The sequence below is a fragment of the Marinactinospora endophytica genome (assembly GCF_054780875.1).
Genome location: NZ_BAAGVM010000015.1, coordinates 69152 through 91669 on the forward strand (window position 1 = coordinate 69152; position 22518 = coordinate 91669).

Genomic DNA, 22518 nt, shown 5'->3' on the forward strand with positions numbered 1-22518 from the left:
TAATCCGTCCGGGGGGCGAAAGCCCCTCCGGTGTGTAAGCGGAGCCGGACACACCCGTCCTCCTGCGGTATCGGGGGAAAATTTTGTAGTTGTATGGCGACAAGGAGTGATGACCGCTTGTCCGGTCCCCGCAGGAACCGGTGCCCCTCCGGGCCGGGCCGGCGGCGGACCGTTACGTCGGCAGATTGCGAGACACATGAGGGCCCTAGTCACCGGGGGCGCCGGATTCATCGGCTCCCACCTTGTCGACCACCTCCTCGACGCCGGCCATCGGGTCGTCGTCCTGGACGACCTGTCCACCGGATCCCCGCGCAACCTCGACTCCGCCCTGCGGCGGTCGGGACTGGAGTTCGTCCAGGGATCGGTCCTGGACCCGGTGGCCGTACGCCGCGCCATGCTCGGCTGCGACACCGTCTTCCACCTGGCCGCGCCGGTCGGCGCCCGCCTGGTCCGGGAACGTCCCCTCCACGCGGTGCGGACGATCGTCGGCGGGACCGAAACCGTTTTGGAGGCCGCGGCGGACATCGACTGCCGGCTCCTCTACGTCTCCTCCGGAGAGGTCTACGGGCACGGCACCGGCCGTCCGCTGCGCGAGGACGACGACCGCGTCCTGGGGTCGCCGCTGGACACACGCTGGTGTGCGCCGACGGCCACCGGCCTCGCCGAGCTCATCACCACCCGACACTGGCGCGAGTACGGGGTGCGCGGCCTCAACGTCCGCCTGTTCAACGTGGCGGGACCCCGGCAGAGCGCCCGTCAGGGCGCGGTCATCCCCACCTTCGTCGACCAGGCCCTGCGCGGACGCCCCTTGACGGTCCACGGCGACGGCCGGCAACGGCGCTGTTTCTGCTCGGTCGGCGACGTCGTCCCCGCCCTCGTCGCGTTGATCGATCGGCCGACGCTGCACGGTGAGACCGTCAACATCGGTGGAACCGAGGAGATCGACATCCTCGGCCTGGCCAGGCGGGTCCGCGACCTGACGGGATCCGACAGCGACCTCGTGATGATCCCGTGGGAGGTCGCCCACGGGCCGGGGTACACCGAGACCGGTCACAGGATCCCCGACACGACACGGGCCCGCGAGGCGATCGGCTGGAACGCGGTGACCGGAATCGACGAGATCATCGGCGCGGTCGCGGCCTCGCGCGCTGTCGACGCCGACCTGATCGGCACCGACCTCCTGGCCTGAGGCGGACGGAGCGGCCCGTCGTCGGCGCGGTTCCCGTTGCGGCCGGCGGTCCGAAACCGTTAGCCGACCATCAGCCTCCATCCCCGTGGGGACGGCCAGGCCGGGCACCTCGATGACCACCCGCGACCGCCCTGCCCCGGCTCGTCCCACGACGTCCGGCCGGCCTCGTCGGTGCGGGGCGGATCCGCCGTCCGCGGCGCCCACCGGCCGCGATGGCGTGGCCGTGTCCCGTCGTCGGCTCCGGGCGATCGCCGTCGCCGGCGTGCCGGAGGGCCGCCGACGTGACCGGGCCCTTCACCCACCCCGGCCCGGCTGGCGCGGGCGTGAGAACAGCGCTCACGGGCCGGCGCGGGGATGGCGATCCAGGAACCCGGCGGCCTCCGGCCGGCTTCGGACCGCCACGTGAACGGATGAGCGGGGTGTTCCGTTCGGGGCGGGAGCGAGCAGGGGCGGACCGGACGAGAACAGCCCGGTCCGGTTCTCGATTCTGTGACGGATGGGACGTGAGATGCGCGCTGATAAGGCTGTTCTGGCACTATCAGGGGGAATAATCCCATTACGACAGGAAAGCGCTACATGAGCTACCCGGGTCAGCCTCCGTACGGTCCAGGTGGATGGGGGACGCCGCCTCCGCCGGCGCGAGGACCTTCGCAGGCCAACATGATCGCCTCGCTCATCCTCAACATCCTCGGCCTGTGCGGCTGCTGGATGCTGTCGATCATCGGTCTGGTCCTGTCGATCATCGCCCTCGCCCAGAGCGGTTCCCAGCCCGAGACCGCGCGCAAGCTCACACTGTGGTCGTGGATCTGCTTCGGTGCGGGCGTCGCGCTGTTCGTGCTGTTCGTCCTCATCTACATCGTCGCCTTGGGCGGCTCCTACCTCTTCCTGGGGGCCGACGGCTCCTACTGAGCGGTCGGGTCGGGCCCGTGGGAGCGCATCCCACGGGCCCGACCCGTGTTCGACGCAGGGGTCACAGGCGGTGGCGCATCCAGACGTTGGGTTCCACGTAGACGGCGTAACCGTGCTCGATGTCGGCCACGACGGGGACCAGGGCGCCGGGGACCTCCACCGGTCCCGAGGCGTCGAAGGGCAGTCCGGTCCACTCCCGCCACTGCGCCAGGGTCGCGGGGATCGTCATCGACAGCGGGGCCACTCCCTCGATCGTCGCGCCCAGCCGCGCGTGCACGCGGAGCCAGGGGTCGTGGGGCAGTCCGTCCTCGCGTGTCCAGGTCACGTACTCCTCCATCGGGACACGGGGGTGGAGGTGTTTGGCGGTCGGCCGCACCGGCGCGACAAGCGTGTCGTAGCCGAGTCGTCGGCAGTTGTCCCGCATGGCCCGCAGCATCACCGAGGACAGGCCGCGGCCGAGGTGGTCGGGGGCCAGCGATATCTCCAGCGCCGAGACCGTGTCGGTGCGGACACCGGCGTGGTGGTCCTCCACCGCCCACGACACCACCTGGTCCCAGCCGGACTCGGGGAGTTCGGCGGTCTCGTCGTCGCCACGGGACAGCCGGAAGGGGACGCTGACCGCCCGTCCCACGATCCGGTCGGGATCGGCGGGGTCGAAGGCGAGCAGGGTGTAGTCGGCGAACACCGCGCGGTGGGCGAAGAGGGAGGAGAGGACGGGGTCAGCGGACATGAAGGGCGCGAAGGTCCCGTCCAGTTCGTACATCCGCTCCAGCAAATCCGGACGTTCGGCGACAGTGTAGATCAACAGTGGTGTTTTTTGCACAAAAGGAGCTTGGCATGCGCCGTGGGGGCGCGGTGCGCACGGCTCCCCTTATCCCCTCGCGTTCACCCCGCGACCACCGTGGCGACGATCCGCCGGACCTGCGTCACGATGTCGTCGAGGTCGCGGACGAACTCCGCCGAGACCACCGCGGGCCCGCTGGCGCGGGGAATCGGTGTGTGCAGGTGCCCGGCGGGGATCGAGCGCCCCGAGACCTCGCGGAGCACGGTGTTGCGGTAGGCGATCTCGTTGGACAGGTAGTCCCCGCCCCCTCCCTCCCGCGCGGTGGAGCCCGGAGTGGGACCGTGGGGACGTTCCACGGGGGAGTCCATGCCCGCGGGGATCTCGACCACCCTCGTGTTGTCGATGACGGGGAAACGGCCGGTCTCGGTCGCCGCGATCGTGGCCCTCGGCAGGGTCGAGACCGTCCACTGGGGCAAGGGGGACAGGGCCGGCAGGCCCACGGGAGGAGGGGGCACCGGTTCGGCTCGCCCGGCCCCCTCGTTGTCCGGCGCGCCACCGCGCCAGGCGCCGTTGTAGGCCTCCAGGTCGAAACGCCCCGCCCGCCCCTGGCTCACGGTGATCACGGCACGGGCCGGCCGGGGACCGAGCAGGTGGGGCGCCAGCACCTGTTCGACCACGCCATCGGTGAAGTCACGCCAACGCACCGGGAACAGGGCCGCGCAGACCTCTACCTCCGTGTCCGCGCAGGCCAGGACCTGTCCCGCCAGGGCGAGAGCCGCGGCACCCGACGGGTTGGCCCGGCAGATGTCGACGTCGAGCCGGAAGGGGTCGAAACCGGTCACCACCACCTGGGGCCGCTGTGCAGGCGCCCGCCGGATCGAGGTCCACCCCCGGGAACCGCGTTCCAGCTCCGTGACCAGCCCGGCCTGTTCGGCCGCGTCGATCCCGGCCACGGGGCGCCACTGGCGCAGGGCCACGATCATGCGCAACCGCGCCCAATACAGTGGCCGGTCGTCGCAGGGCGGCAGGTCCCCGTGCCGCCGGTCCGCGCCCTGGGCCCGGCGCGTTGCCGCGCGCCACAACCGCACACCGTGGCGGCGCACCACCTCATAGGCCGCCCCGGCCCCCTCCGCCCGGCCCAGTTCCGCGGCGAAGTCCTCGACCCCGCGCCCAAGACCGGAGCGCCGCAGGATCTCGTCGGCGGCCTCCTCACCGGCACGCGCCTCCTCGACCGTGACCGGGGCGTGGGGGTCCAGGCGGCGGCCCAGCGCGGCGGCGTGGGCCCGGGCCAGATCCGGCGCCGCGCGGCAGAGCGGCGCCGCGGCCGGTGCGGTCCCGTCCATGGTCATGGCGACCCCCGTCGATCCCCGACCCCGCGCACTCCACCCCCTTGTGTCTCAGCCCGGCAGCCGGAAGTCCGGCTCGGCCTGGGTCGTCTGGACGTCCATCTGCGCCTTCTGGAGCCGCCCGGAGTAGTCCCAGTTCATCGACTGCCAACGGGTGAACTGGTCGAGCACCCACACCCCCGAGAGCCGGCTGCCGTTGCCCGAGCGCCCGTTTCCGCCGAAGGGCAGGTGCGCTTCGGCGCCGGAGGTGGAGTTGTTGACGCTGACCATGCCGGCGCCGATACCGGAGCGGAACGCGAACGCCTTCTTCGCGTCCGTGGTGTAGATCGAACAGGACAGGCCGTAACCGGGCAGGTTGGCCAGCTCGACGGCCTCCTCCAGGTGACGGTAGGCGGTGACTCCGATGATCGGTCCGAAGGTCTCCTCGGTGAACACCCGGTCTTCGGGGACCACCCCGTCCAGGATGACCGGGTGGTAGAACAGTCCGGCCTGCGGATCGCCGACGAACCCCGCGCGGGGGTTGGCCGAGGTGATGCGGCCGACCCCGCTGGAGCCGAGGACGCGATGGTGGTCGCCGATCCAGCCGAGGAAGGACTCGTAGCGCTCGGCGAAGCGGTGGTCGATCATGGGGCCGTAGAGCACGTCGCGGGTGGGATCGCCGATCGGTGCGGCGGCCGTCGCCTCGGCGAGCATCGAGACGAAGCGTTCGTGGACGGACTCGTGGACCAGGGCGGTCCCCAACGAGGTGCAACGCTGGCCCGCGGTGCCGAACCCGGAGAACAGCGCGCCCTCCACGGCCACCTCCAGGTCGGCGTCCTCGGTGATCACCATCGGGTTCTTGCCGCCCAGCTCCAGGCACGGTGTCTGCAGGTGCCGGCCGCACAGCTCGCCGATGCGGGCGCCCACCGCGCTGGAACCGGTGAACCCCACCTTGTCGACCAGTCCCTCCCCCAGGGCCGCCGACAGCCCCGCGAACGTCTCCTCCCCGTCGGCGTAGACCAGGTTGAGCACCCCCTCGGGCAGGCCCGCGCGGGTCAGCAGCTCATACAGCGCCCACGCGCAGGCCGCGGAGTACTCGGCCGGCTTCCAGACCACCGCGTTACCGGTGAGGAGGGCGGGGATGATGTACCAGGCCGGCACGGCGACGGGGAAGTTGCCCGCGGTGATGATCGCGGCGACCCCCACCGGCGTGCGGAAGGTGAAGAGCTGCTTGTCCGGCATCTCCGAGGGCACGCTCTGCCCGTAGAGACGGCGGCCCTCGCCGCGGAAGAACTCGCACGTGTCGATGATCTCCTGCACCTCGCCACGCGCTTCGGCGAGCGTCTTGCCGATGTCACGGGTGACGATTCGGGCCAGCGCCTCCTTGTTGGCCGTGACGAGGTCGCCCATGGCGCCGATGACCTGGCCCCGCACCGGGGCGGGGACCCGGGCCCACTGCTGTTGGGCGTTCTTGGCGGCACGACAGGCCGAGACGAAGTCGGCGCGGTCGGCCAGGCTCACCTCGGCGACGGTCTGCGCGGTGTCTGCGGGGTTGACCGAGACAAGGGGGGTCTTTGCGGCGGGGAGCCGTTTTCCCGCGATGACGGAACGCAGGTCGAGGGGCGTCGCTGTCACAGATGCTCCATTGCTCGTGGGCCGAAGGGCGGGGCCGTCCCACGCTGTGCCACGCGGCGGGGTCCTGCCCCGGGGAGGGGTGTCCAGGTCGGGCCGTCCCTCCCCGATCGCCGACACTGCCATGCCGTCGGCCCGCGTTCAAGAAGCGACGGATCCGTTCCAGGCGAGGCGTACGCAGCCGGTGACCCGATCAAATGATGGAAAGCGAACCGATCAGACGAGGGAATCGGAGACTCCCCGAGGTCAATCGGCGTGCGGACCGAAAAGACGGGGAGAAAAGGGGGCGCCGATCGCTGCCCAGAAGCGGGGTCGGGCGCCCTTTCCCCGCGCCTCAGGAGAAGCGGAGAGGGAGGCGGTGCCCGGCGGACGGGCGACGCCGTGGAGAACGCCGGAAGACACCTGGTTTCGGTTTGAAGAGGACGCGCTTAACCTGCGGTGATGATTTTACGCCCCCTTGTCGTTACTTGATGTTGTTTCGCATGCTCAGAGGCATGGTTGACATCATCTCCCGTTCCGAATGGGGCGCGCGCGCTCCCAGATCCCGCCAGACCACATCCTGGTCGGCGCGTACCGAGTTCATTGTCCACTACTCCGCCGGGCCGCCCTCGCAGACGCCGCGGCAGATCCAGGCGTTCCACATGGACTCCAACGGCTGGTCCGACGTGGGCTACAACTTCCTCATCGACACCGACGGCAAGATCTACGAGGGGCGCGGATGGCTCGTGGTGGGCGCGCACGCCACCGGCCACAACACCTCCGGTATCGGCGCCTGCTTCATCGGCGGCAACGGCGACGCCACCCCGGCCACCCGCAAGGCGATCCGGGCCCTGTACGACGAGGCCAACCGCAAGGCCGGACGCACCCTCAAGATCCGGGGGCACCGCGACGTGGGGTCCACGGACTGCCCGGGTGACGACTTGTACGCGTGGGTGCGCGACGGCATGCCCGCTGATGGGGCCGGTGAGGCCGACGGCGGTGGAGGAGGCAGCGGGGGAGGCGGACAGGTCCCGCCCTGGCCGGGCGTCTACCTCTCCTACCCGCCCATAACCCGCCACCCCGCGGTCTCCACCTGGCAGGGGCGCATGCGGGAGCGCGGCTGGTCTCTCACGGTGGACGGCGCCTATGGCGCCAGGTCGCGGTCGGTGTGTTCGGCGTTCCAGCGCGAGAAGGGACTCACCGTGGACGGGATCGTCGGTCCCGACACCTGGCGGGTGGCCTGGACGGCGCCGATCACCTGAGCGACGGACGCGGCGACACCGATGGCGAAATCCCGGAATTCCAGCTTTGGAGTCCCGAATCGTTCCGCCCATCCGCTCTCACCTGCGGTAACGCATCCAAGTGAAAAGTGGATGCGCTCCCGACCAGACGGATCGAACCCCGCCCTCATGTTCCGCTCGTGTCCTCGTGGGAAAGAGGGGGGTGCCGCTGGCACCGGGGACGTGTTCCACCGCACCGGCGGCACGGGTGCGCGGGACCGAGAGCGCGCTCGCGAGGACCGGGGGCAGGCCGCCACCGGACCGGGGGGACGACCACGTGCAGATTCAGGACGGCGTGCCGGCTGGCCGGACAGCCGGCCGCCGCGGGCCGTCCCGCGGGGACGCCGTCGCGGCCCACCGCGGTCCCCGAGGCGCCATACCCGCCCGTGCGCCGATCGCCGCCACCGCGGGAGGGCGCCGTCCCGGTTCGCCGTGGCGGCATCGGCGTGGAGTGGGAGACCTCGTTCCGGTTCCCTTGACACACGGCCGGAAACGGCCGTTCGCCACGCCGACTCTGGTCAGCGGAAATGTCCCTCGCCTCTGGCAGTCTCTCGGCATCGCGCGGACGAGCGTCAGCGACGCACCGGCTCCGAGGAGCGGAGTCGTCGACGCGCCACCGACCCCGGCCGGCCCCCCGACCGGCTCCGAGGCAGAAAGGAACCGAGCGTGACCCGTCATCGGAACACCGCCGGGCAGACCCCCAGGATCCTGCTGGTTCTGACCTCGGGGCTGCTGCTCCACCCCGCCATGACGCTGACCACGGCCCTCGCGGGCCCGGGGGCGTCGGTGCTGGTTCCGCTCGGTGCCGCCGGAGGGCTGTGGGTCTGGGCGTTGCGCATCATCTGGCGCGGGGTCGCCGGCGGCGGGCCTCACCCCTCGCGGTCCTCTTCTCCGCCCGCGCAGCGCGGCGCTGTTCCCCGGAGCTCCCCTTCGGTGCCCCGCGCCCCTGGTCCCCGCTCCGGCCGCACGGTCCGTCCCCGTCTCGTGTCCGAGCCGCGCAGGACCCGTCCCGCGGGTTCCTCCCGGAATCGGGCCCGGGCGCACGGGTACCCGGCACGTTCCAGTGCGGGCCGTGCCCTCCGCGCGCCGCAGGCCCTCTCCGGCGCGCGCGCCCACCGTCCTCCCCGATTGGTCTACGAGGACAGCCGACGCTGAGCCGTCATGTTCCCGCCGGGCCATGGTGGGCAGGGGACCGCCGGTGCCCCGTCCGTGGGGGCGCCGCGGCCCTGGCACCACGGGGTGCCGGAGCCGGTGACTCCGGGAGGCAGACATGAGCGCACAAGACGTCGTGTTGGTGGGTGGGCCGTTCGACGGCCGTCACCAGATCGTGGAGGAGGCCCAAGACGAGGTGGTCCTGTCGCGTGACCTCCCGGCTGAGCCCTCCGACCCGCCGGGAGAGGAGTACCTCTACCGGCGTGACATCACCAATCCGGCGGTGTTCGTCCACGTCCCCCGCTAGCGGAACACGACGGGCGCGTGTCACGGTGGCGGGTCTTGGGCTGTCCGAGGCCGGGGCCGTCCGTGGTCCAGGGGCGGGCCCGTACCCCGCGGATCCCTGGCCGGACGGCCCCACCCCTTCAGACGCCGTGACGTGCGTGGCAGGGTCAGGGATCGGAGGCCGACGAGGGGGGACGGGGAGCAGGCGGGGTAAGGAGGACCGCCGTGACCAAGGCGAGGACCTGGGGCGGGAGCCGGCCTTGGTCGATGAGCGCGCATGCCGCTTCGAGGAGGCGCTCGTCATCCAGGTCCGCCCAGTCGGTGTGCGCTGTCATGGCCATCGCCCCTGCCCTTTGGGGCGCCGGTCGTAACAACAGAGCCGGGCCGAGGCCGTGGGGAGGCGAGGGTGGCCTCGCGGCCGAACGGCTCACACGGGACGAAGCCCTGGTCAACACGTCTGAGGGGCGGTGCTCCTCCCTCGGGGAGTTTGTCGGATTCCTTGACGGGCAGTGCCGTGAGTACGGTCCGACAACGCGGCCGAGAGCGAACTCGACGATCACGCCCGCGCATCGCGACGCCTCCCATGGGGCGTGCTCGTCCGGGTCACCACGGTGGAGAACACGCCACTTTTCCCTCGCATCTCCCCAACCGCTGGCGAAAAGAAGGAACTCCGCATGACCACACTTGATACGCGCATCACCGCGCGCCGGCGCGTCCGCACGGTCCACCCCGCCCCCCGTGACCGTCGCTACGAAGCACCGCCCTCCTCGGGCCACGGTGACGTCGCGGCACCGGAGGCGTCGGGCCCCCTCTCCCCGGCGCAGGAGGACGAGCCTGAGGTGGAAGGGACGAGGGAGGAGGAAGGCGGGTCCGGGGACGGCACCGAACGGCGGCACCCCTGCCCAGGAGCGGTGCGCGGTGAGGGGCAGAGGCCCGAAACAGCGAAGGAAACCCACGACGGTGCCACGGGGTGGAAGGAACAGGCCGGCGCGAACAGGACGACGGTCGCCCCTTCCCCGTCCGCGGGGAGCGCCCCCTCCTCCCCTCGGTCCTCCCGGGAATCCGTCGCCCTCCACCGGGAACCGGGCGTGGACCGCGAGGCGCTCAAAGCCGCGCTGCGGCGGATCCCGCCGCGGCGACGCAGGGTTCTCCTGCTCCACTTCTTCGCCGGTAGGTCCCACGCCGAGGTCGCCGAGAGCGTCGGGACGACCCAAAGGGAGGTCGAGGACATGCTGCGGCGGGCGCTAGGCGAGCTTCACGTCGAGCTGACGCCGGCGTCCGGGGAAGGTGCGGCGTAGCCCGAGGGGCCGCGGGGCGCGACGGGACGATGCCTCGCCGCGCCCCGCGGGAGGTCATCCGGCGCTCTTCGGCGCGCGAGGCTTCTTGGCGACCCGGGAGCGGTCGAACAGCGGCTCGAAACGGGTGTTGTACTCCTCGATGCACTCCTGGCACGCGTCGATCTCGCGGATGGCGTACTCCCAGGCGAACTGGATGTTGCCATCGGCGTCGACGCGCTCGCCTTGGACGTCGTGGACGTCGCAGTAGGTACGGGTGAAGACCTCGGTAACCACCGGGGAGTTTCCTCTCGATGACGGGGAAGGCGGGTCGGGCGACCCACCGGGCGCGGCGCGCCAAGGCGGAAACCTACACCCTTGGAGCCCCGCCGTTGACCGGGGTTCGCGCCCCGAGACCGGAGGCTCGTCGCCTATTGCCTGGAAGCGGGGGGCGTGGGCCGGGAGGTCGATCCCCCGTTGTCCCGCTGTTGGCGGTCCGGTCGGGTGGACAGGTACACGCCGGCCGTTCCGGCCGAGGCGAGCAGTGAGCACAGCGCAAGTACGATCCACAGCATCACGGGGTTCCTTCCGACGAGATGACCGCCGAGGGTAACGAGGGAGCGGTCGCCGGTGAGAAGAAGAGCGGCTGAACACGCCGCGTGACCCATCGACACTATCTCTACGCACCTCTACAAAAACCCCGCAGAGGGTAAAACTCCGTCAATTGGTCGGGCGATCCCTTCGGCCTCACGGACGTATCGCCTCTCCCGGAAGGGGGGATACGGCTGCCATAGACTTGCCCGGATCGGGGATCTGGACGAAGGCGGGGGACGTGTCGACGACGAGGTTGCTGGTCCTCGGGGTCGTCGCCGGACGAGACACGGCGCACGGGTATGCGATCCACCGCGAGCTGCTCTCCTGGAACGCCCAGGAGTGGGCCAACATCAAGTGGGGGTCGATCTACCACGCGCTGCGTCAGCTGACCAAGGAGGGCAAGCTCGAAGCCGTCTCCGGCGAGGATCCCACGGGACGGACCGACTACCGGATCACCCCCAAGGGGCGTGCGGAGTTCCTGGAGCTGCTGCGCGGCGCGCTCAGTAGTGCGGGACCGCACGCCGACCTCCTCTCGGCCGGTCTGGCCTTCATGGCGGCGTTGCCCCGCGGCGAGGTGATCGAGCTACTGGAGCGCCGTTGCGGGGCGCTGGAGAAGGAGCGTGACGACATCGCCCCTGTCGTCGGCGTGGCGGACGGGTGGGAGACCCCCGGCACCGAACACGTCCCCGAGTTGTTTCATCTGTGGTACAGCAACGCCGATCACGCGCTGACCTGGACGCGCGGCCTGATCGAGCGACTGCGGGCGGGGGCCTACACCATGGCCGATGAGCTAACGGGAGAGACCAGGCCGAGGTAAGCCTGCTTCGCGTCTTTCCGGGCGCTCCTGTCTTCCTGTACTCAAAGTTGAGCCACCCCCTCTATGGGCCTACAGTTCTTTTGACTCAAATTTGAGTAATGAAGTCGAGGGTGCTCGACGGCGGCACATCCGGGAGGACGGCGTTGATCCACGCACGGCGGCTCAGCCGCGGCTATCGCCACAGGGCTAAGGAGATCGAAGCGGTCAGGGAGGTCGACCTGGACGTGGCGCAGGGAGAACTCGTCGCCCTCCTCGGGCCGAACGGAGCCGGCAAGTCCACACTCCTGCGCATGCTCACCACACTGCTGCCGCCCTCGGCGGGCAGCGCCACCGTGGCGGGACATGACATCGTCACCGATCCCGCGGGCGTCCGCTCCCGGATCGGTTACGTGGGCCAGCGCAACGCGGCGGGTGAGGAGCAGCGCGTCCACGACGAGCTGGTGCTCCACGGGCTCTGGTACGGGCTGTCCGGCAGCGCGGCGCGGCGCAGGGCCGACGAGGTCGTGGAGCTGCTCGACCTGGGGGAGGTGGCCGGGCGTAAGCCGGGCACCCTCTCCGGTGGCCAACGCCGCCGTCTCGACATCGCCTTCGGGATGGTCCACCACCCCCCACTGCTGTTCCTGGACGAACCCTCCACCGGGCTGGATCCCCAGAGCCGCGCCGACGTGTGGCGACACGTCCTGCGCCTGAGGAGGGAGAGGGGCACGACCATCGTGCTGACCACCCACTACCTGGACGAGGCCGACGACATGGCCGAGCGCGTCATCGTCATCGACCACGGCCGGGTCATCGCGGACGGGACCGCCGAACGGCTCAAGGACGACCTCGCCGGCGACCGCATCACCGTGACCCTGAGCGACCCGGAACAGGGCGCGCGGGCCGCGGGGATCGCCGCGAGGATCGAAGGGACGGGGGAGGTCGAGATCGACGGCTCCGACATCCGCGTGCGGGTGCCCCGGGCCGACCGGGCGCTGCCCCGCCACCTCCGCGAACTCGAGGCCGCGGGCATCGAGGTCAGCGCGGCCCGGGGGCACCGCCCCACCCTGGACGACGTCTTCCTGGCACTCACCGGGCGCAGCCTGGAGGAGACCAACCGACAGGAGGTGGCCGCGTGACGGTCGAAACGGCCTCGATGCGGCGGGGCGCAAGGACGCGGCCGGTGAAGGGCCTGCTGCGGGACACCCTGGTCTCGTTCCGTCGGGAGATGACGCCGGCGCTGCGCGAGCCCGGCGGGGTCCTGCTGGGAACCATCATCGCGATGCTCCAGCCGCTGCTGTTCCTCGTCCTGTTCGGCCCGGTCCTGGCGGGCGGCGGAGGGCGGGAGCAGACCTGGCAGTGGTTCATCCCCGGTGTCTTGGTCATGATGTGCCTGTTCGGGCCGCTGTCGGCGGGCTACTCCCTGCTCTCCGAGCTCATCGGGGGCGCCATGGAGCGGATGCTGGTCACCCCGGCCAGCCGTACCGCGATGCTGATGGGACGCACCCTGAAGGAGTCGCTGATCCTGTTGGTACAGGCGGTGCTGATCGTGGCGGTGGCGATTCCCATGGGGCTGCGCCCCGACCTCGTCGGCGTGATCGTGGGGATCGCCCTGCTCGTCGTGTTCGGCACTGGATTGGGGGCGTTGTCGTTCGTCCTGGCGATCCTCTCCCGCCCCAGCGGCACCCTGTTCTATCTCGTCACCCAGACGGTGGTCTTTCCCTTGATGCTCCTTTCGGGAGTGCTGCTTCCGCTGGAGGCGGCCCCCGGATGGTTGCGGGCCGTCGCCGCCCTCAACCCGGTCACCTACGTCGTCGAGGCGCAACGCCGTCTGTTCGTCGGCGAGCTCGCCGCGCCACCGGTCCTGTACGGGGCCGTGGTGGCCGTCGCGGTGGCCGCGGTGGGACTTCTCCTGGCGACCCGCGCCATGCGCCGCGCGGTCTGAGCGTTCACGTGCCGTTCACGGCCCCGTCGCCCGGGACGCGCCTGGCGGGGCCGGAAGGCGTCGTCTCGCTGTGGACACGCGCGAATATTGACGCGAGAACGACATCAGGTCGGGCAGTCTGTAAAGCGTGAAAACGGGAGAAGTCACCTCGGAACGGACGGGCGAGGTGGTATTGGAGGGCATCCGAGGAACCGCTCGGCGTCCGCTGGACCTCATGCTGGCGCTGGGTGGTGTCGTGCTCCTGGCTTTGACGCTGGTGTTGATCAGCGTCGTCGCCGGGGGCGCGGCCGGAGACGAGGCGGAGGAACTGCGCGCCCTGCTGCCACCCCGGTTGCTCGCCCTGGGGGCCGGGATCGCCAACCTCGCCGTCATCGTGCTCGTCTGTTCCGTCGGTGTGGAGCGCCTGTTCAACCGGGAGTTCCGTCAGGTCGCCCGCGCGCTGCTGGCCGCCGTGCTCGGTTATGGACTCGCCGGGGGGATCAACACGCTCACCGGCGTATTGGCCGGATCCGACGGGTTACCCGCGCTGCTGGCCGGGGGCGGCCTCCAGCAAGGGCCGTTCACCGAACCACTGCACGGCTATCTCGCCGCCGCGATCGGCTACACCCGCGCGATGCGCATCGCCCACCTGCCCCGTGTGCGCGCCGCGATCTGGGTGGGGATCTCCATCACCTGCGCCTCCGTCCTCCTATCGGGGTTCACCACCGCGCTCGCGCTGATCCTCACGATCCTGCTCGGCTGGACGTGCGCCTCCGTCGCCCGCTACGCCATCGGCCTGGCGCCGCCCCGGCCCGATTCCGCCCGGCTGGTGCGGGAGCTACGACGGTTCGGCCTGGACGCCTTGACGATCACCCCCGAGGGCAGCGACCCCGAGGGCAACGAGCGCTTCGCCGTCGACACCACCGACCGCCGTCTCGACGTCCTGCTCCTGCGCGCCGATGTCACCACCGGAGTGTGGAAACGGCTGTCCTCCCGGTTGCTCCTGCGCGATCCCGCCGCCCCGCCGGTCCTGTTCAGCCTGCAACGCAGGGTGGAGCACATCGCGCTGCTCGACTACGCCGCCGCGGCGGCCGGAGCCGCCACCCCCAGGCTGAAGGCCATCGGCGAGCTCGGACCCGGCACCGCGGTGCTCGTGCGCGACCACCGCCGCTCCGAACGGCTGGCCGACCTGCCCGACGAACGGGTCACCGACGGATTGCTCGCCGAGATCTGGGCGGAACTACGTCGACTGCACCGCCATCGCATCGCCCACCGCAACATCGGCGAGCACAGCATCGGAGTGCGCATGGACGGTCGGGTCGTCTTCACCGGCATGTCCTCGGGCAGCGTCGCCGCTGGCGCGTTCGCCGCCTCACTGGACGTCGCCGCTCTCCTGGCCGCCCTGGCGTTGCGCGTCGGCGTCGACCGGGCGGTGGGCTCCGCCCACCGGGCGCTGGGAACCGAGGACCTGGCGGCGACGCTGCCCTACCTCCAGACCGCGGGACTGCCACGGGCCCTGCGCCAACGGTTGCGAGGGCACGCCGGGATACTGGGGGAGATCCGCGCCGAGATCACCCGCATCGCCCCCGACGCGCCGGCGGCCCCGGTCAAGCTGGAGCGGATGCGGCCCCGCACCATCGTCAGCGTCGCGGTCGCCACGGTCGTCGGGGTGGTCCTGGTCTCCCAGCTCGCCGACGTCGACCTGACGACCATCCGCGACGCCGATCTCGGCTGGGCCGGTGCCGCGCTGCTCATGTCGCTGCTGTGCATGGTGGCGGCGGCACTCGCGTTGATGGGGTTCGTGCCGATCCGCCTGCCCCTGTGGCGGACCGTGCTCGTGCAGTTCGCGGCGTCGTTCATCCGCATCGCCGCGCCGGCCGGCCTGGGCTCCCTCGCCCTCAACACCCGGTACGTCACCAAGGCCGGGGCCTCCACCGCGTTGGCGGTCTCGGCGGTCGGCGTCTCGCAGCTCGTCGGGCTGCTCGTGCACGTCCCGCTCCTGCTGCTGTGCGCCTACCTCACGGGTACCGCCTACCCCGCCGACTTCTCTCCTTCGAGCACGCTCATCGTCGTCGCCGGCCTGCTGTCGGTCGTGGTCGCCGCCGTGCTGGCACTGCCCCGGCTGCGTCGCGCCGTCGTGTCGCGCGTGCGCCCCTACCTGCACGGCGTCCTACCCCGCCTGCTGGACCTGCTCCAGCACCCGCGCAAGCTCGCCACCGGCATCGGCGGGACGATCCTGCTCACCGCGGGGTTCGTCCTGTGCCTGCACTTCTCGGTGCTGGCCTTCGGCGGTGACGCCAGCATCGCGGCGGTCGCGGTCGTGTTCCTGGCGGGTAACGCGATCGGCTCGGCGGCCCCCTCACCGGGCGGACTGGGCGCGGTGGAGGCCGCGCTCCTGGGCGGGTTGACCACGGTCGCGGGCGTACCCGGCGGGATCGCGCTGCCCGCCGTGCTGCTGTTTCGGCTGCTGACCTTCTGGCTGCCGGTGCTGCCCGGATGGGCGGCGTTCCACCACCTCCAACGGAAGAGGGCGATCTGATGGCCCGGCGGGCACTGCTCGGCATCGACCTGGGGACCAGCGGGGTCAAGGCCACTCTCCTCGGCGTCGACGGGACCACGCTGGGGGAGGGTGACGCCGCCTATCCGGTTCACACGCGACGGCCGGGATGGGCCGAGACGGATCCGCGAGAGTGGTGGAGGGCCGTCGTGCGGGCGGTGCGGGCGGGGGTGGAGCGTTCCGGTCCGGTCGAGGTCGCCGCCATCGGCCTGGACGGGCAGATGCACGGCCTGGTGCTCGTGGAGGAGGACGCGACCCCCGTCCGCCCCGCGATCCTGTGGGCCGACCAGCGGGCCGACACGGTCATGGCGCGCTGGCGGGGCCTGGCCGCGCTGGAACAGGACCGACTGGCCAACCCGCTGGTCCCCGGTATGACGGGGCCGCTGCTGTCCTGGGTGGCCGAGCACGAGCCGGCGGCGCTGCGTCGCGCGCGCTGGGCGTTGCTCCCCAAGGACTGGATACGGCTGCGGATGACCGGCGCCGTGGGCACCGATCCCTCCGACGCCTCCGCGACGCTGCTGTGGGACATGCCCACGGGAACCTGGTCGCCCGCCGCTGTCGCCCTGACGGGCGCGCCCTCCGCCCTGTTGCCCCCGGTCCTGGCCTCCGATCGGATCGCCGGCGGGCTGGGCGGTCCCGCCGCCGAGGACCTGGGGCTGGTGAGGGGGACCCCGGTGGCCGGCGGGGCAGGGGACACCCCCGCGGCCCTGCTCGCCACGGGACTGGAGAAGGGCCAGGCCCAGATCACGGTCGGCAGCGGCGCCCAGATCGTCATGCCGGTGACCAGCCCGCTTCCGGTCCCCGCCCTCCACGTCTACCGCACGGCCGAGCGGACCGGGTGGTATCGCATGGCCGCGGTCCACAACGCCGGGATCGCCCTGGAGTGGATGCGTAACCTGCTCGGCGCGCAGTGGGACGAGGTGTACGCGGCCCTGGATCGGGGAGAGCCCGGTGCCCACGGTGTCACCTTCGTTCCCCATCTGACCGGTGAGCGCACACCGGTGCTGGACCCCTCGGCCACCGCCGCGTTGAGCGGGCTGCGGCTGTCCACCGACCGCGCCACGCTGTTGCGCGCCGCCGTGGAGGGGGTCGCCTTCTCGGTGCGCCATGCCGCCGACGCCCTTCCCGACGGGCTGCCGCCACAGGTTCGCCTGGCCGGGGGCGGCAGCCGCTCGCCCGCGTTCCGGCGTCTCCTCGCCGACGTCCTGGGCGTGGGGCTGCGGCCGATCCGCCTGCGCAGCGCCTCGGCGCTGGGCGCCGCCCTGCTCGCGGCCCGCGCCGTCGCAGTGCCCGAGCCAGCTGTGGCTCCGCAGGAGGAACCCGTCATCACACCGGGGCCGAACGTCGCAGCCTATGCCGAGGCCTACGAACGCTACCTCTCCCGCATCCGGTCCGACCCCCGTCCGTGACGGGGGCCGTCAGACACTCCCGGCTCGCCGCGCGGCAGAGACCTCTCAGACCACGGGAGCAGCCCGCTTCCGGCGCCGTCCGGGGCACGGGCGTGGCGCGATGCCGCGCGGGGACCACGCGCCCGGTCCGGCCGTGCCAAGCCGGGGCGTGCGCGGGGAGCACCACCACGGCGATCGCGTTGAGCGCCGGTGAGTCCGCCGTGGTCTCCCCGGGTACGGCGATCAGGGCGGCGTTCGGCGCTCGTGACGGCACCGTCGCGGGGACGGCCCGGGGGAGCGGAAGCGGCCGGCGGGTGCGGCCCGCAACGGGAGCCGGCCGCCCCGGTTCGCGCGGCGCCGCCCCCACCGGGGCGGTGCCACGACCGCCGGGGGCATCCAGGACGCGGCGCGCCCGCGACCCCTCCTCGACCATTCCCGGCCACGGGGGCTGACCCGTGGATTTCGGGGTCGGCCCGGTGGAGGGGCAGGCAACGATCCACCGGTCACGGGGAGCAGATCCCGCTCTCCCGCTTCGCCCCACCGGGGAGCACGGCATCGCGCTGACCCGCGTCCCCACCCGAGGCGGCGGCGGTCGCCCCGACCACACCGGCCGGGCGGGATCGGCCCCGGCCGCGCGATATCGCGCGGCCTCGGTACCTCCGTGACGTCGGACCCGCGTGCCTTTGGCGCAGGACGTCCTGGGCGGGTGCACCACCGTGCCCGCTGTCGCCGTGGACGGCGAGCCGCCGCCCGTGGAGCACGTCTCCCGGGGACGGGGTCCGGCACCGCACGGTCCTCCAGCGCGGATACCGGTGCCCACGCGGCGTGGGGCACCGAGGGGACACGGCCGAGGTCCGCGTGAAGGTCGATGGTGAAAGGGGGAGGTGCCGGGCGCCCGGCGACAGCGGTCCTGGGAACGGACCGCCACGCCGCCCGGCCGCCACGACCTGGAGGCCGGGCGACCGGCGCGGCCGGCCACACCCCCGGCCTTGCGACGCGCCGATCCCGTCCCGACGGTGCCGGTGACCGGTACTCCGTCGGGTGACGGCTCGATGAGCCGACGATCCCGTGCCGCCACACCGGCACGGGACAATCCCGCGTTCGGCCACGCAGAGTAAGAAGATGTGTTCTATGGGTAAGAACACGTTCCTGGCGATCTCCGCGACGACCCTGCTGGCGTTCGCGGTCACCGCCTGCACCGGCGGCGGCAACATCGAGGGCGACACCGCCTCCTCCGACTCCCCGGGTCCCCAGTCCTCCGATCCGCAGGCATCCCCCGAGGAGGGCGTGGGAACCGAAAGGGCGATGTCCGAGCCGTTCGGGCCGGCCTGCGCCGACGTTCCTCAGAAAGGGGCCGGCAGCTTCGCCGGGATGGCCCGGGAACCGGTGGCCACGGCCGCCTCCAACAACCCCGAGCTGTCCACGCTGGTCGAGGCCATCACGCGGGCCGGCCTGGACGACACGCTCAACGACGCCGAGGACGTCACCGTCTTCGCCCCGACCAATGAGGCGTTCGAGAAGTTCCCCGAAGACGAGCGCGACGCGCTGATGCAGGACAAGGAGCGGCTCACCGACGTGGTGAACTACCACGTCGTCGAGGGGCGCCACACCCCGCAGGACCTGGAAAACGGTGAGTTCACCTCACTCCAGGGCGATCCGGTCACCACCTCCGGCTCCGGCGAGGAGTTCACGGTCAATGATCAGGCCAACGTGGTGTGCGGGAATGTCCGGACGGCCAACGCCACGGTCTATGTCATCGACGCCGTGCTGACGCCGCGGTGATCCCGCGATGATCTCCCGGGCGGGTCCAGCGGTGCCGCGGACCCGTCCGGGAGCGGCCCGGTCGAAGGGAAGGCGGATGGGCCAGGAGGGCACACGGGGCCGGCCCGGACACGAGAAGCCGCCCCGGCTCCCGACCGGAGAGCGGCCGGGCACCCGAACGCGCCCCGACGTCTTAGCGCGGGTTCGCTCCACCACCGGCGCGCCGGAGGGGGCCCCTCCGGCGCGGACCGGGTCGAGGCCCACCGTGGTCCCAGGATCACGGTGGGCCCGGGCTCACACCTTCTCGGCGGGATGCGGGGCCGAGACCTGGGCGCGCGCCGCGCGCGCGGCGCGCGCCCGGTTCACCGTGACCACGCCCAGCACGATGACGATCAGCGCGTACAGGGCGAGGCTGATCCCGCTGTCGAACAGCACGGCGACGTCGCCCTGGCCGACCGCCAGCGCCCGGCGCAGCTCGGTCTCGGCGACCGGGCCGAGGATGACGGCGATCAGGACGGGAGCGAGCGGGATCCCGTACCGCCGCATCATGAACCCCAGCAGTCCCAGGAGCAGCATCAGCCACAGGTCCGCCATCGCCGACGCGGCGGCGTAGACGCCCAGCGCGGAGAACGTGGTGATGCCGGCGTAGAGGTAGGGCTTGGGGATCAGCAGCAGCCGGGCCCACAAGGGGGCGAACGGCAGGTTGAGCACGAGCAGCATCACGCTGCCGATGAACAGGCTGGCCAGCAGCGCCCACACCAGGTCACCGTTGCGCTCGAACAGCAACGGGCCCGGTTGCATGCCGTACTGCTGGAAGGCGGCCAGCATGATCGCCGCGGTCGCCGACGTGGGCAGGCCCAGCCCGAGCAGCGCGCCCATCGCGGTGCCCGCCGTCGCGCTGCCGGCGGCCTCGGGCGCGGCCACCCCCTCGATCGCGCCGTTGCCGAACTCGTCGGGGGCGCCGCCGCGCGCCGCGCGCCGGCGGGCGAGCTTGCGCTCGGTGCCGTAGGCGAGGAACGTGGGGATCTCCGACCCGCCCGAGGGGATGACACCGAACGGCAGGCCGAACAGGGTCCCGCGCATCCAGGCCGGCAGGGTGCGCCGCAGGTCCTTGCGCCCCAGCCAGGGGGTGCCGCTGCGGCGCAGGGCGCCGCTCTCGGTCCCCCCGTGGCCGCCGGCCACGTGCAGCACCTCACCGATCGCCAGCAGCGCCACCGTGATCGTCACGATGCTGAAGCCCTCGAACAGTTGCGGCATGCCGAAGGTGAAACGCTCGGCACCGCTGATGCCGTCGATGCCGACCAGGCTGATGACCAGGCCGACGCACAGCGCGACCAGGCCGCGCACCATCGACTGGGAGACCACCGCGGAGGTGGCGAGGAAGGCGAACACGGCCAGCGCGAAGTACTCGGCCGGACCGAACTGCAGCGCCAGGTCGATGATCGCGGGGGAGAAGAAGGCCACCAGGGTCGTCGAGAGGATGGCGCCGATGAAGGCGCCGATCGCCGAGGTCGCCAGGGCCTGCGGGGCCCGGCCCCGCCGTGCCATCTGATACCCCTCGATCGCGGTGGCGATCGCCGAGCTCTGACCGGGGGTGTTCATCAGGATGGCGGCGGTGGAGTCGCCGAACAGGCCGCCGTAGTAGACGGCCGCGAACATGATGAAGGCGGCGGTGGGGTCGAGCTGGAAGGTGATCGGCAGGAGCAGGGCCACGGCCATCGACGAGCCGAGGCCCGGCAGCACGCCGACGGCCGTGCCGAGCAGGACGCCCAGCAGCGCCCACAGCAGGTTCTCCGGGCTCAGCGCGTGGGCGAACCCGGTCATGAGGTGGTTGAGCGCGTCCATTTAGAAGATGCCCCCGAGGATGCCCGCCGGCAGGTTCAGGCCCAGGCCGGCGACGAAGGCCAGCTGGACGAAGGAGGAGAACACCAGCGCGACCGTGGCGTCCAACAGCGGGCGTCGGCCTCCCATGGCGTGGACGACGCCGAAGAACAGCAGCGCCCCCGACAGCAGCCAGCCCACCGGCTGGAGCAGCAGGATGAAGACGACCAGCGAGCCGATGACGGTCAGGACCGGCCGCCACTGGGTGCGCCCGCCGGAGTCGTCCGTCCTCGCCTCGGCCGGGGCGCTGTCGCCGGCGTCCGCGGCAGCGGTCTCGTCGAGGCCGGGCCGGTCGGCCGGGCGGCGGATGACCTGCACGGCCAGCGCCACGCCGACACCGGCCATGATCACGGTGACGATCGTGGGGAAGAACCGTGGACCGGGGGAGGCCGTTCCCGGGGGGACGTCCATCAGCGCGGTCTGCACGCCGAGAACGGCGGCGATCGCGATGACCAGCGCGGCGACGAACAGCTCGCTGCGCCCGCTCCACCAGGAGCGCTCACGGGTCGGGGCCGGCGCGCTGGTGGCGCCGGTCGTCGTCTCGGTGCTCATGAGAGTCCCAGTTCCTCGGTGATAGTGGTGATGCGGTCGATCTCGGCGCTCAGGAACTCCTCGAACTCCGCGCCGCTTTGGAAGGTGTCGTCCCAGCGGTTGCGTTCGAGGGTGTCCTGCCAGGCGGGGGTGCGGGTCATCTCCGTGACGATCTCGGTGAGCTCCTCCCGCTCCTCGGCGGAGATGCCGGGTGGGGCCATGACACCGCGCCAGTTCGGCAGCACCGCGTCGATGCCCTGCTCGGCCAGCGTCGGCACGTCGATCCCCGGCACGGGTTCGTGCGCGGAGACCGCGAGAGCGCGCAGGTTGCCCGCCTCGATCTGGTCGCTGAACTCGTTGTAGCCGCTGATCCCCACGTCGACGCTGTGGGACAGCAGCGAGGTCAGCGCCTCACCGCCGCCGGAGAAGGGGATGTAGTTGACCTGCTGGGGGTCCACCCCGACGTCACGGGCGATCATCGCCGCGAGCAGGTGGTCGGTCCCGCCCAGGGAGCCACCGCCGATCGCGACCGCGCGCGGATCCTCGCGCAGGGCGTCGACGAGGTCGGCGGTCGTCTTGTAGGGCGAGTCCGCGGGGACCACGATGACCTCGTAGTCGTCGGCGAGGCGGGCGATGGGGGTGACGTCTTCCAGGGTGTGCGCGGAACGGTTGACGACGATGCCGCCGATCATCACGGTGCCGGTCACCATCAGCATGTTGGAGGTCTCGGCCTGGCGCACGGTCTGGGCCAGCCCGATCGTCCCGCCCGCACCGGGCACGTTCACCACCTGGCTGTTGGCGACGACGTCGCCCTCGCGCAGCGCGTTCTGCCCTTCGCGGGCCACCAGGTCCCAGCCGCCGCCCGGGTCGGCCGGGACGATGAAGGTCAGCTTGGAGCGGGCCTCCGAGGCGCCGTCACCGCTCTGTGCGGCGTTGACGGTAGCCGCGCCGATGATCAACGCCGCGGCTGCCGCGCCAAGGGCTCGCAGTGTCCGCTGTTTGCTCGTCAAGGCGCCTCTCCTGCCATGTGGTCCATTCCGTGGTCTATCCAGTCCGTTCATCGGCTCGGGCCGTGGTGTGGCCGTCGCTATATGCCGCCACGACGGGGGTCACTCGGTGTGGTGACGCGGGTCACCGTCCGGCCCGTCTGGCGAGAATGGCGCAGCTGGAACGTGAGGTAAACCTTTTGGTCTTTATGGTCGTGGATGTCTTTATGGTCGCGTTTCCCGTTTCGTGTCTGGGTGACGGGAGGATCACGCACGGCGAGGGGATGGGGGAGT

General features: G+C 71.7%; 19 protein-coding genes. 12 read left to right on the forward strand and 7 right to left on the reverse strand.

The genetic code is table 11. The features are described from left to right. The first annotated feature begins 196 nt into the window (after window positions 1-196). Both ACYVHU_RS23760 and ACYVHU_RS23765 read left to right on the forward strand, forming a co-directional pair. Complete coding sequence (locus ACYVHU_RS23760) at window positions 197-1189, forward strand: NAD-dependent epimerase/dehydratase family protein (RefSeq protein ID WP_078761004.1); 993 nt, start codon at window positions 197-199, stop codon at window positions 1187-1189. A 660-nt stretch (window positions 1190-1849) separates the two neighbouring features. After that, complete coding sequence (locus ACYVHU_RS23765) at window positions 1850-2098, forward strand: hypothetical protein (protein ID WP_078761006.1); 249 nt, start codon at window positions 1850-1852, stop codon at window positions 2096-2098. A 61-nt stretch (window positions 2099-2159) separates the two neighbouring features. Here the strand turns inward: ACYVHU_RS23765 and ACYVHU_RS23770 are convergent, their stop codons facing one another. From ACYVHU_RS23770 to ACYVHU_RS23780, 3 genes are all read right to left on the reverse strand, one after another. Next, window positions 2160-2903, reverse strand: coding sequence for an N-acetyltransferase (locus ACYVHU_RS23770; RefSeq protein ID WP_498949540.1), 744 nt, complete (start codon window positions 2901-2903; stop codon window positions 2160-2162). An 80-nt stretch (window positions 2904-2983) separates the two neighbouring features. Next, entirely contained in the window at window positions 2984-4231 is a 1248-nt protein-coding gene (locus ACYVHU_RS23775) for a PA0049 C-terminal domain-containing protein (RefSeq protein ID WP_498949541.1), read from the reverse strand. A gap of 48 nt (window positions 4232-4279) precedes the next feature. After that, window positions 4280-5842, reverse strand: a complete 1563-nt coding sequence (locus ACYVHU_RS23780; RefSeq protein WP_498949542.1) for an aldehyde dehydrogenase family protein — start codon at window positions 5840-5842, stop codon at window positions 4280-4282. Window positions 5843-6333: 491 nt separating this feature from the next. On the opposite strand from ACYVHU_RS23780, the gene ACYVHU_RS23785 reads away from it, so the two are divergent. The 4 genes from ACYVHU_RS23785 to ACYVHU_RS23800 all read left to right on the forward strand — a co-directional run bounded on the left by ACYVHU_RS23785 (window position 6334) and on the right by ACYVHU_RS23800 (window position 9833). After that, window positions 6334-7080 carry a peptidoglycan recognition protein family protein gene (locus tag ACYVHU_RS23785; protein WP_078761351.1) on the forward strand — a complete coding sequence of 249 codons (747 nt, stop codon included), beginning with the start codon at window positions 6334-6336 and terminating at the stop codon, window positions 7078-7080. Window positions 7081-7764: 684 nt separating this feature from the next. Continuing rightward, a complete protein-coding gene (locus tag ACYVHU_RS23790) occupies window positions 7765-8253 on the forward strand; it encodes a hypothetical protein (RefSeq protein ID WP_498949544.1) in 489 nt (162 codons plus the stop codon). 115 nt (window positions 8254-8368) lie between these two features. After that, window positions 8369-8557 (forward strand): DUF8847 domain-containing protein, encoded by a 189-nt coding sequence (locus tag ACYVHU_RS23795; RefSeq protein ID WP_078761010.1) that lies wholly within the window; start codon window positions 8369-8371, stop codon window positions 8555-8557. A 652-nt stretch (window positions 8558-9209) separates the two neighbouring features. After that, window positions 9210-9833, forward strand: coding sequence for a sigma-70 family RNA polymerase sigma factor (locus tag ACYVHU_RS23800; protein ID WP_078761011.1), 624 nt, complete (start codon window positions 9210-9212; stop codon window positions 9831-9833). Between the two features lie 54 nt (window positions 9834-9887). Here ACYVHU_RS23800 and ACYVHU_RS23805 read toward each other — a convergent pair whose 3' ends face one another. After that, the gene (locus tag ACYVHU_RS23805; protein ID WP_078761012.1) at window positions 9888-10106 is read right to left on the reverse strand and encodes a hypothetical protein; all 219 of its coding nucleotides are present in this window, start codon (window positions 10104-10106) and stop codon (window positions 9888-9890) included. A gap of 535 nt (window positions 10107-10641) precedes the next feature. On the opposite strand from ACYVHU_RS23805, the gene ACYVHU_RS23810 reads away from it, so the two are divergent. The 6 genes from ACYVHU_RS23810 to ACYVHU_RS23835 all read left to right on the forward strand — a co-directional run bounded on the left by ACYVHU_RS23810 (window position 10642) and on the right by ACYVHU_RS23835 (window position 18847). Next, complete coding sequence (locus ACYVHU_RS23810) at window positions 10642-11220, forward strand: PadR family transcriptional regulator (protein WP_498949545.1); 579 nt, start codon at window positions 10642-10644, stop codon at window positions 11218-11220. Window positions 11221-11363: 143 nt separating this feature from the next. Next, window positions 11364-12335, forward strand: a complete 972-nt coding sequence (locus ACYVHU_RS23815; RefSeq protein WP_078761014.1) for an ATP-binding cassette domain-containing protein — start codon at window positions 11364-11366, stop codon at window positions 12333-12335. Continuing rightward, window positions 12332-13141: an ABC transporter permease gene (locus ACYVHU_RS23820; RefSeq protein WP_432940835.1), complete on the forward strand. Its 810-nt coding sequence runs from the start codon at window positions 12332-12334 to the stop codon at window positions 13139-13141. The genes ACYVHU_RS23815 and ACYVHU_RS23820 overlap by 4 nt, the downstream gene beginning before the upstream one ends. A gap of 214 nt (window positions 13142-13355) precedes the next feature. Further along, the gene (locus ACYVHU_RS23825; RefSeq protein WP_498949564.1) at window positions 13356-15659 is read left to right on the forward strand and encodes a lysylphosphatidylglycerol synthase transmembrane domain-containing protein; all 2304 of its coding nucleotides are present in this window, start codon (window positions 13356-13358) and stop codon (window positions 15657-15659) included. Continuing rightward, window positions 15659-17086, forward strand: a complete 1428-nt coding sequence (locus ACYVHU_RS23830) for a xylulokinase (protein ID WP_498949546.1) — start codon at window positions 15659-15661, stop codon at window positions 17084-17086. The genes ACYVHU_RS23825 and ACYVHU_RS23830 overlap by 1 nt, the downstream gene beginning before the upstream one ends. Window positions 17087-18196: 1110 nt before the next feature. Next, window positions 18197-18847, forward strand: coding sequence for a fasciclin domain-containing protein (locus ACYVHU_RS23835; RefSeq protein WP_498949547.1), 651 nt, complete (start codon window positions 18197-18199; stop codon window positions 18845-18847). Window positions 18848-19120: 273 nt separating this feature from the next. Here the strand turns inward: ACYVHU_RS23835 and ACYVHU_RS23840 are convergent, their stop codons facing one another. Genes ACYVHU_RS23840 through ACYVHU_RS23850 form a run of 3 tightly spaced genes read right to left on the reverse strand, consistent with a single transcriptional unit; the run spans window position 19121 to window position 22248 of the window. After that, window positions 19121-20671, reverse strand: a complete 1551-nt coding sequence (locus ACYVHU_RS23840; protein WP_432940830.1) for a tripartite tricarboxylate transporter permease — start codon at window positions 20669-20671, stop codon at window positions 19121-19123. Then, window positions 20672-21259, reverse strand: coding sequence for a tripartite tricarboxylate transporter TctB family protein (locus ACYVHU_RS23845; RefSeq protein WP_078761019.1), 588 nt, complete (start codon window positions 21257-21259; stop codon window positions 20672-20674). Further along, a complete protein-coding gene (locus ACYVHU_RS23850) occupies window positions 21256-22248 on the reverse strand; it encodes a Bug family tripartite tricarboxylate transporter substrate binding protein (RefSeq protein ID WP_235000853.1) in 993 nt (330 codons plus the stop codon). Before ACYVHU_RS23850 ends, ACYVHU_RS23845 begins: the two co-directional genes overlap by 4 nt. Between the last annotated feature and the right edge of the window lie 270 nt (window positions 22249-22518).

What these genes read in the sequence shown, in the direction of transcription:
- ACYVHU_RS23830 (WP_498949546.1), top strand. Translation starts at nt 15,659, where the DNA reads ATGGCCCGGCGGGCACTGCTCGGCATCGACCTGGGGACCAGCGGGGTC.
- ACYVHU_RS23835 (WP_498949547.1), top strand. Translation starts at nt 18,197, where the DNA reads ATGGGTAAGAACACGTTCCTGGCGATCTCCGCGACGACCCTGCTGGCG.
- ACYVHU_RS23840 (WP_432940830.1), bottom strand. Translation starts at nt 20,671, where the DNA reads ATGGACGCGCTCAACCACCTCATGACCGGGTTCGCCCACGCGCTGAGC.
- ACYVHU_RS23800 (WP_078761011.1), top strand. Translation starts at nt 9,210, where the DNA reads ATGACCACACTTGATACGCGCATCACCGCGCGCCGGCGCGTCCGCACG.
- ACYVHU_RS23765 (WP_078761006.1), top strand. Translation starts at nt 1,850, where the DNA reads ATGATCGCCTCGCTCATCCTCAACATCCTCGGCCTGTGCGGCTGCTGG.
- ACYVHU_RS23795 (WP_078761010.1), top strand. Translation starts at nt 8,369, where the DNA reads ATGAGCGCACAAGACGTCGTGTTGGTGGGTGGGCCGTTCGACGGCCGT.
- ACYVHU_RS23845 (WP_078761019.1), bottom strand. Translation starts at nt 21,259, where the DNA reads ATGAGCACCGAGACGACGACCGGCGCCACCAGCGCGCCGGCCCCGACC.
- ACYVHU_RS23775 (WP_498949541.1), bottom strand. Translation starts at nt 4,231, where the DNA reads ATGACCATGGACGGGACCGCACCGGCCGCGGCGCCGCTCTGCCGCGCG.
- ACYVHU_RS23825 (WP_498949564.1), top strand. Translation starts at nt 13,356, where the DNA reads ATGCTGGCGCTGGGTGGTGTCGTGCTCCTGGCTTTGACGCTGGTGTTG.
- ACYVHU_RS23785 (WP_078761351.1), top strand. Translation starts at nt 6,334, where the DNA reads ATGGTTGACATCATCTCCCGTTCCGAATGGGGCGCGCGCGCTCCCAGA.
- ACYVHU_RS23760 (WP_078761004.1), top strand. Translation starts at nt 197, where the DNA reads ATGAGGGCCCTAGTCACCGGGGGCGCCGGATTCATCGGCTCCCACCTT.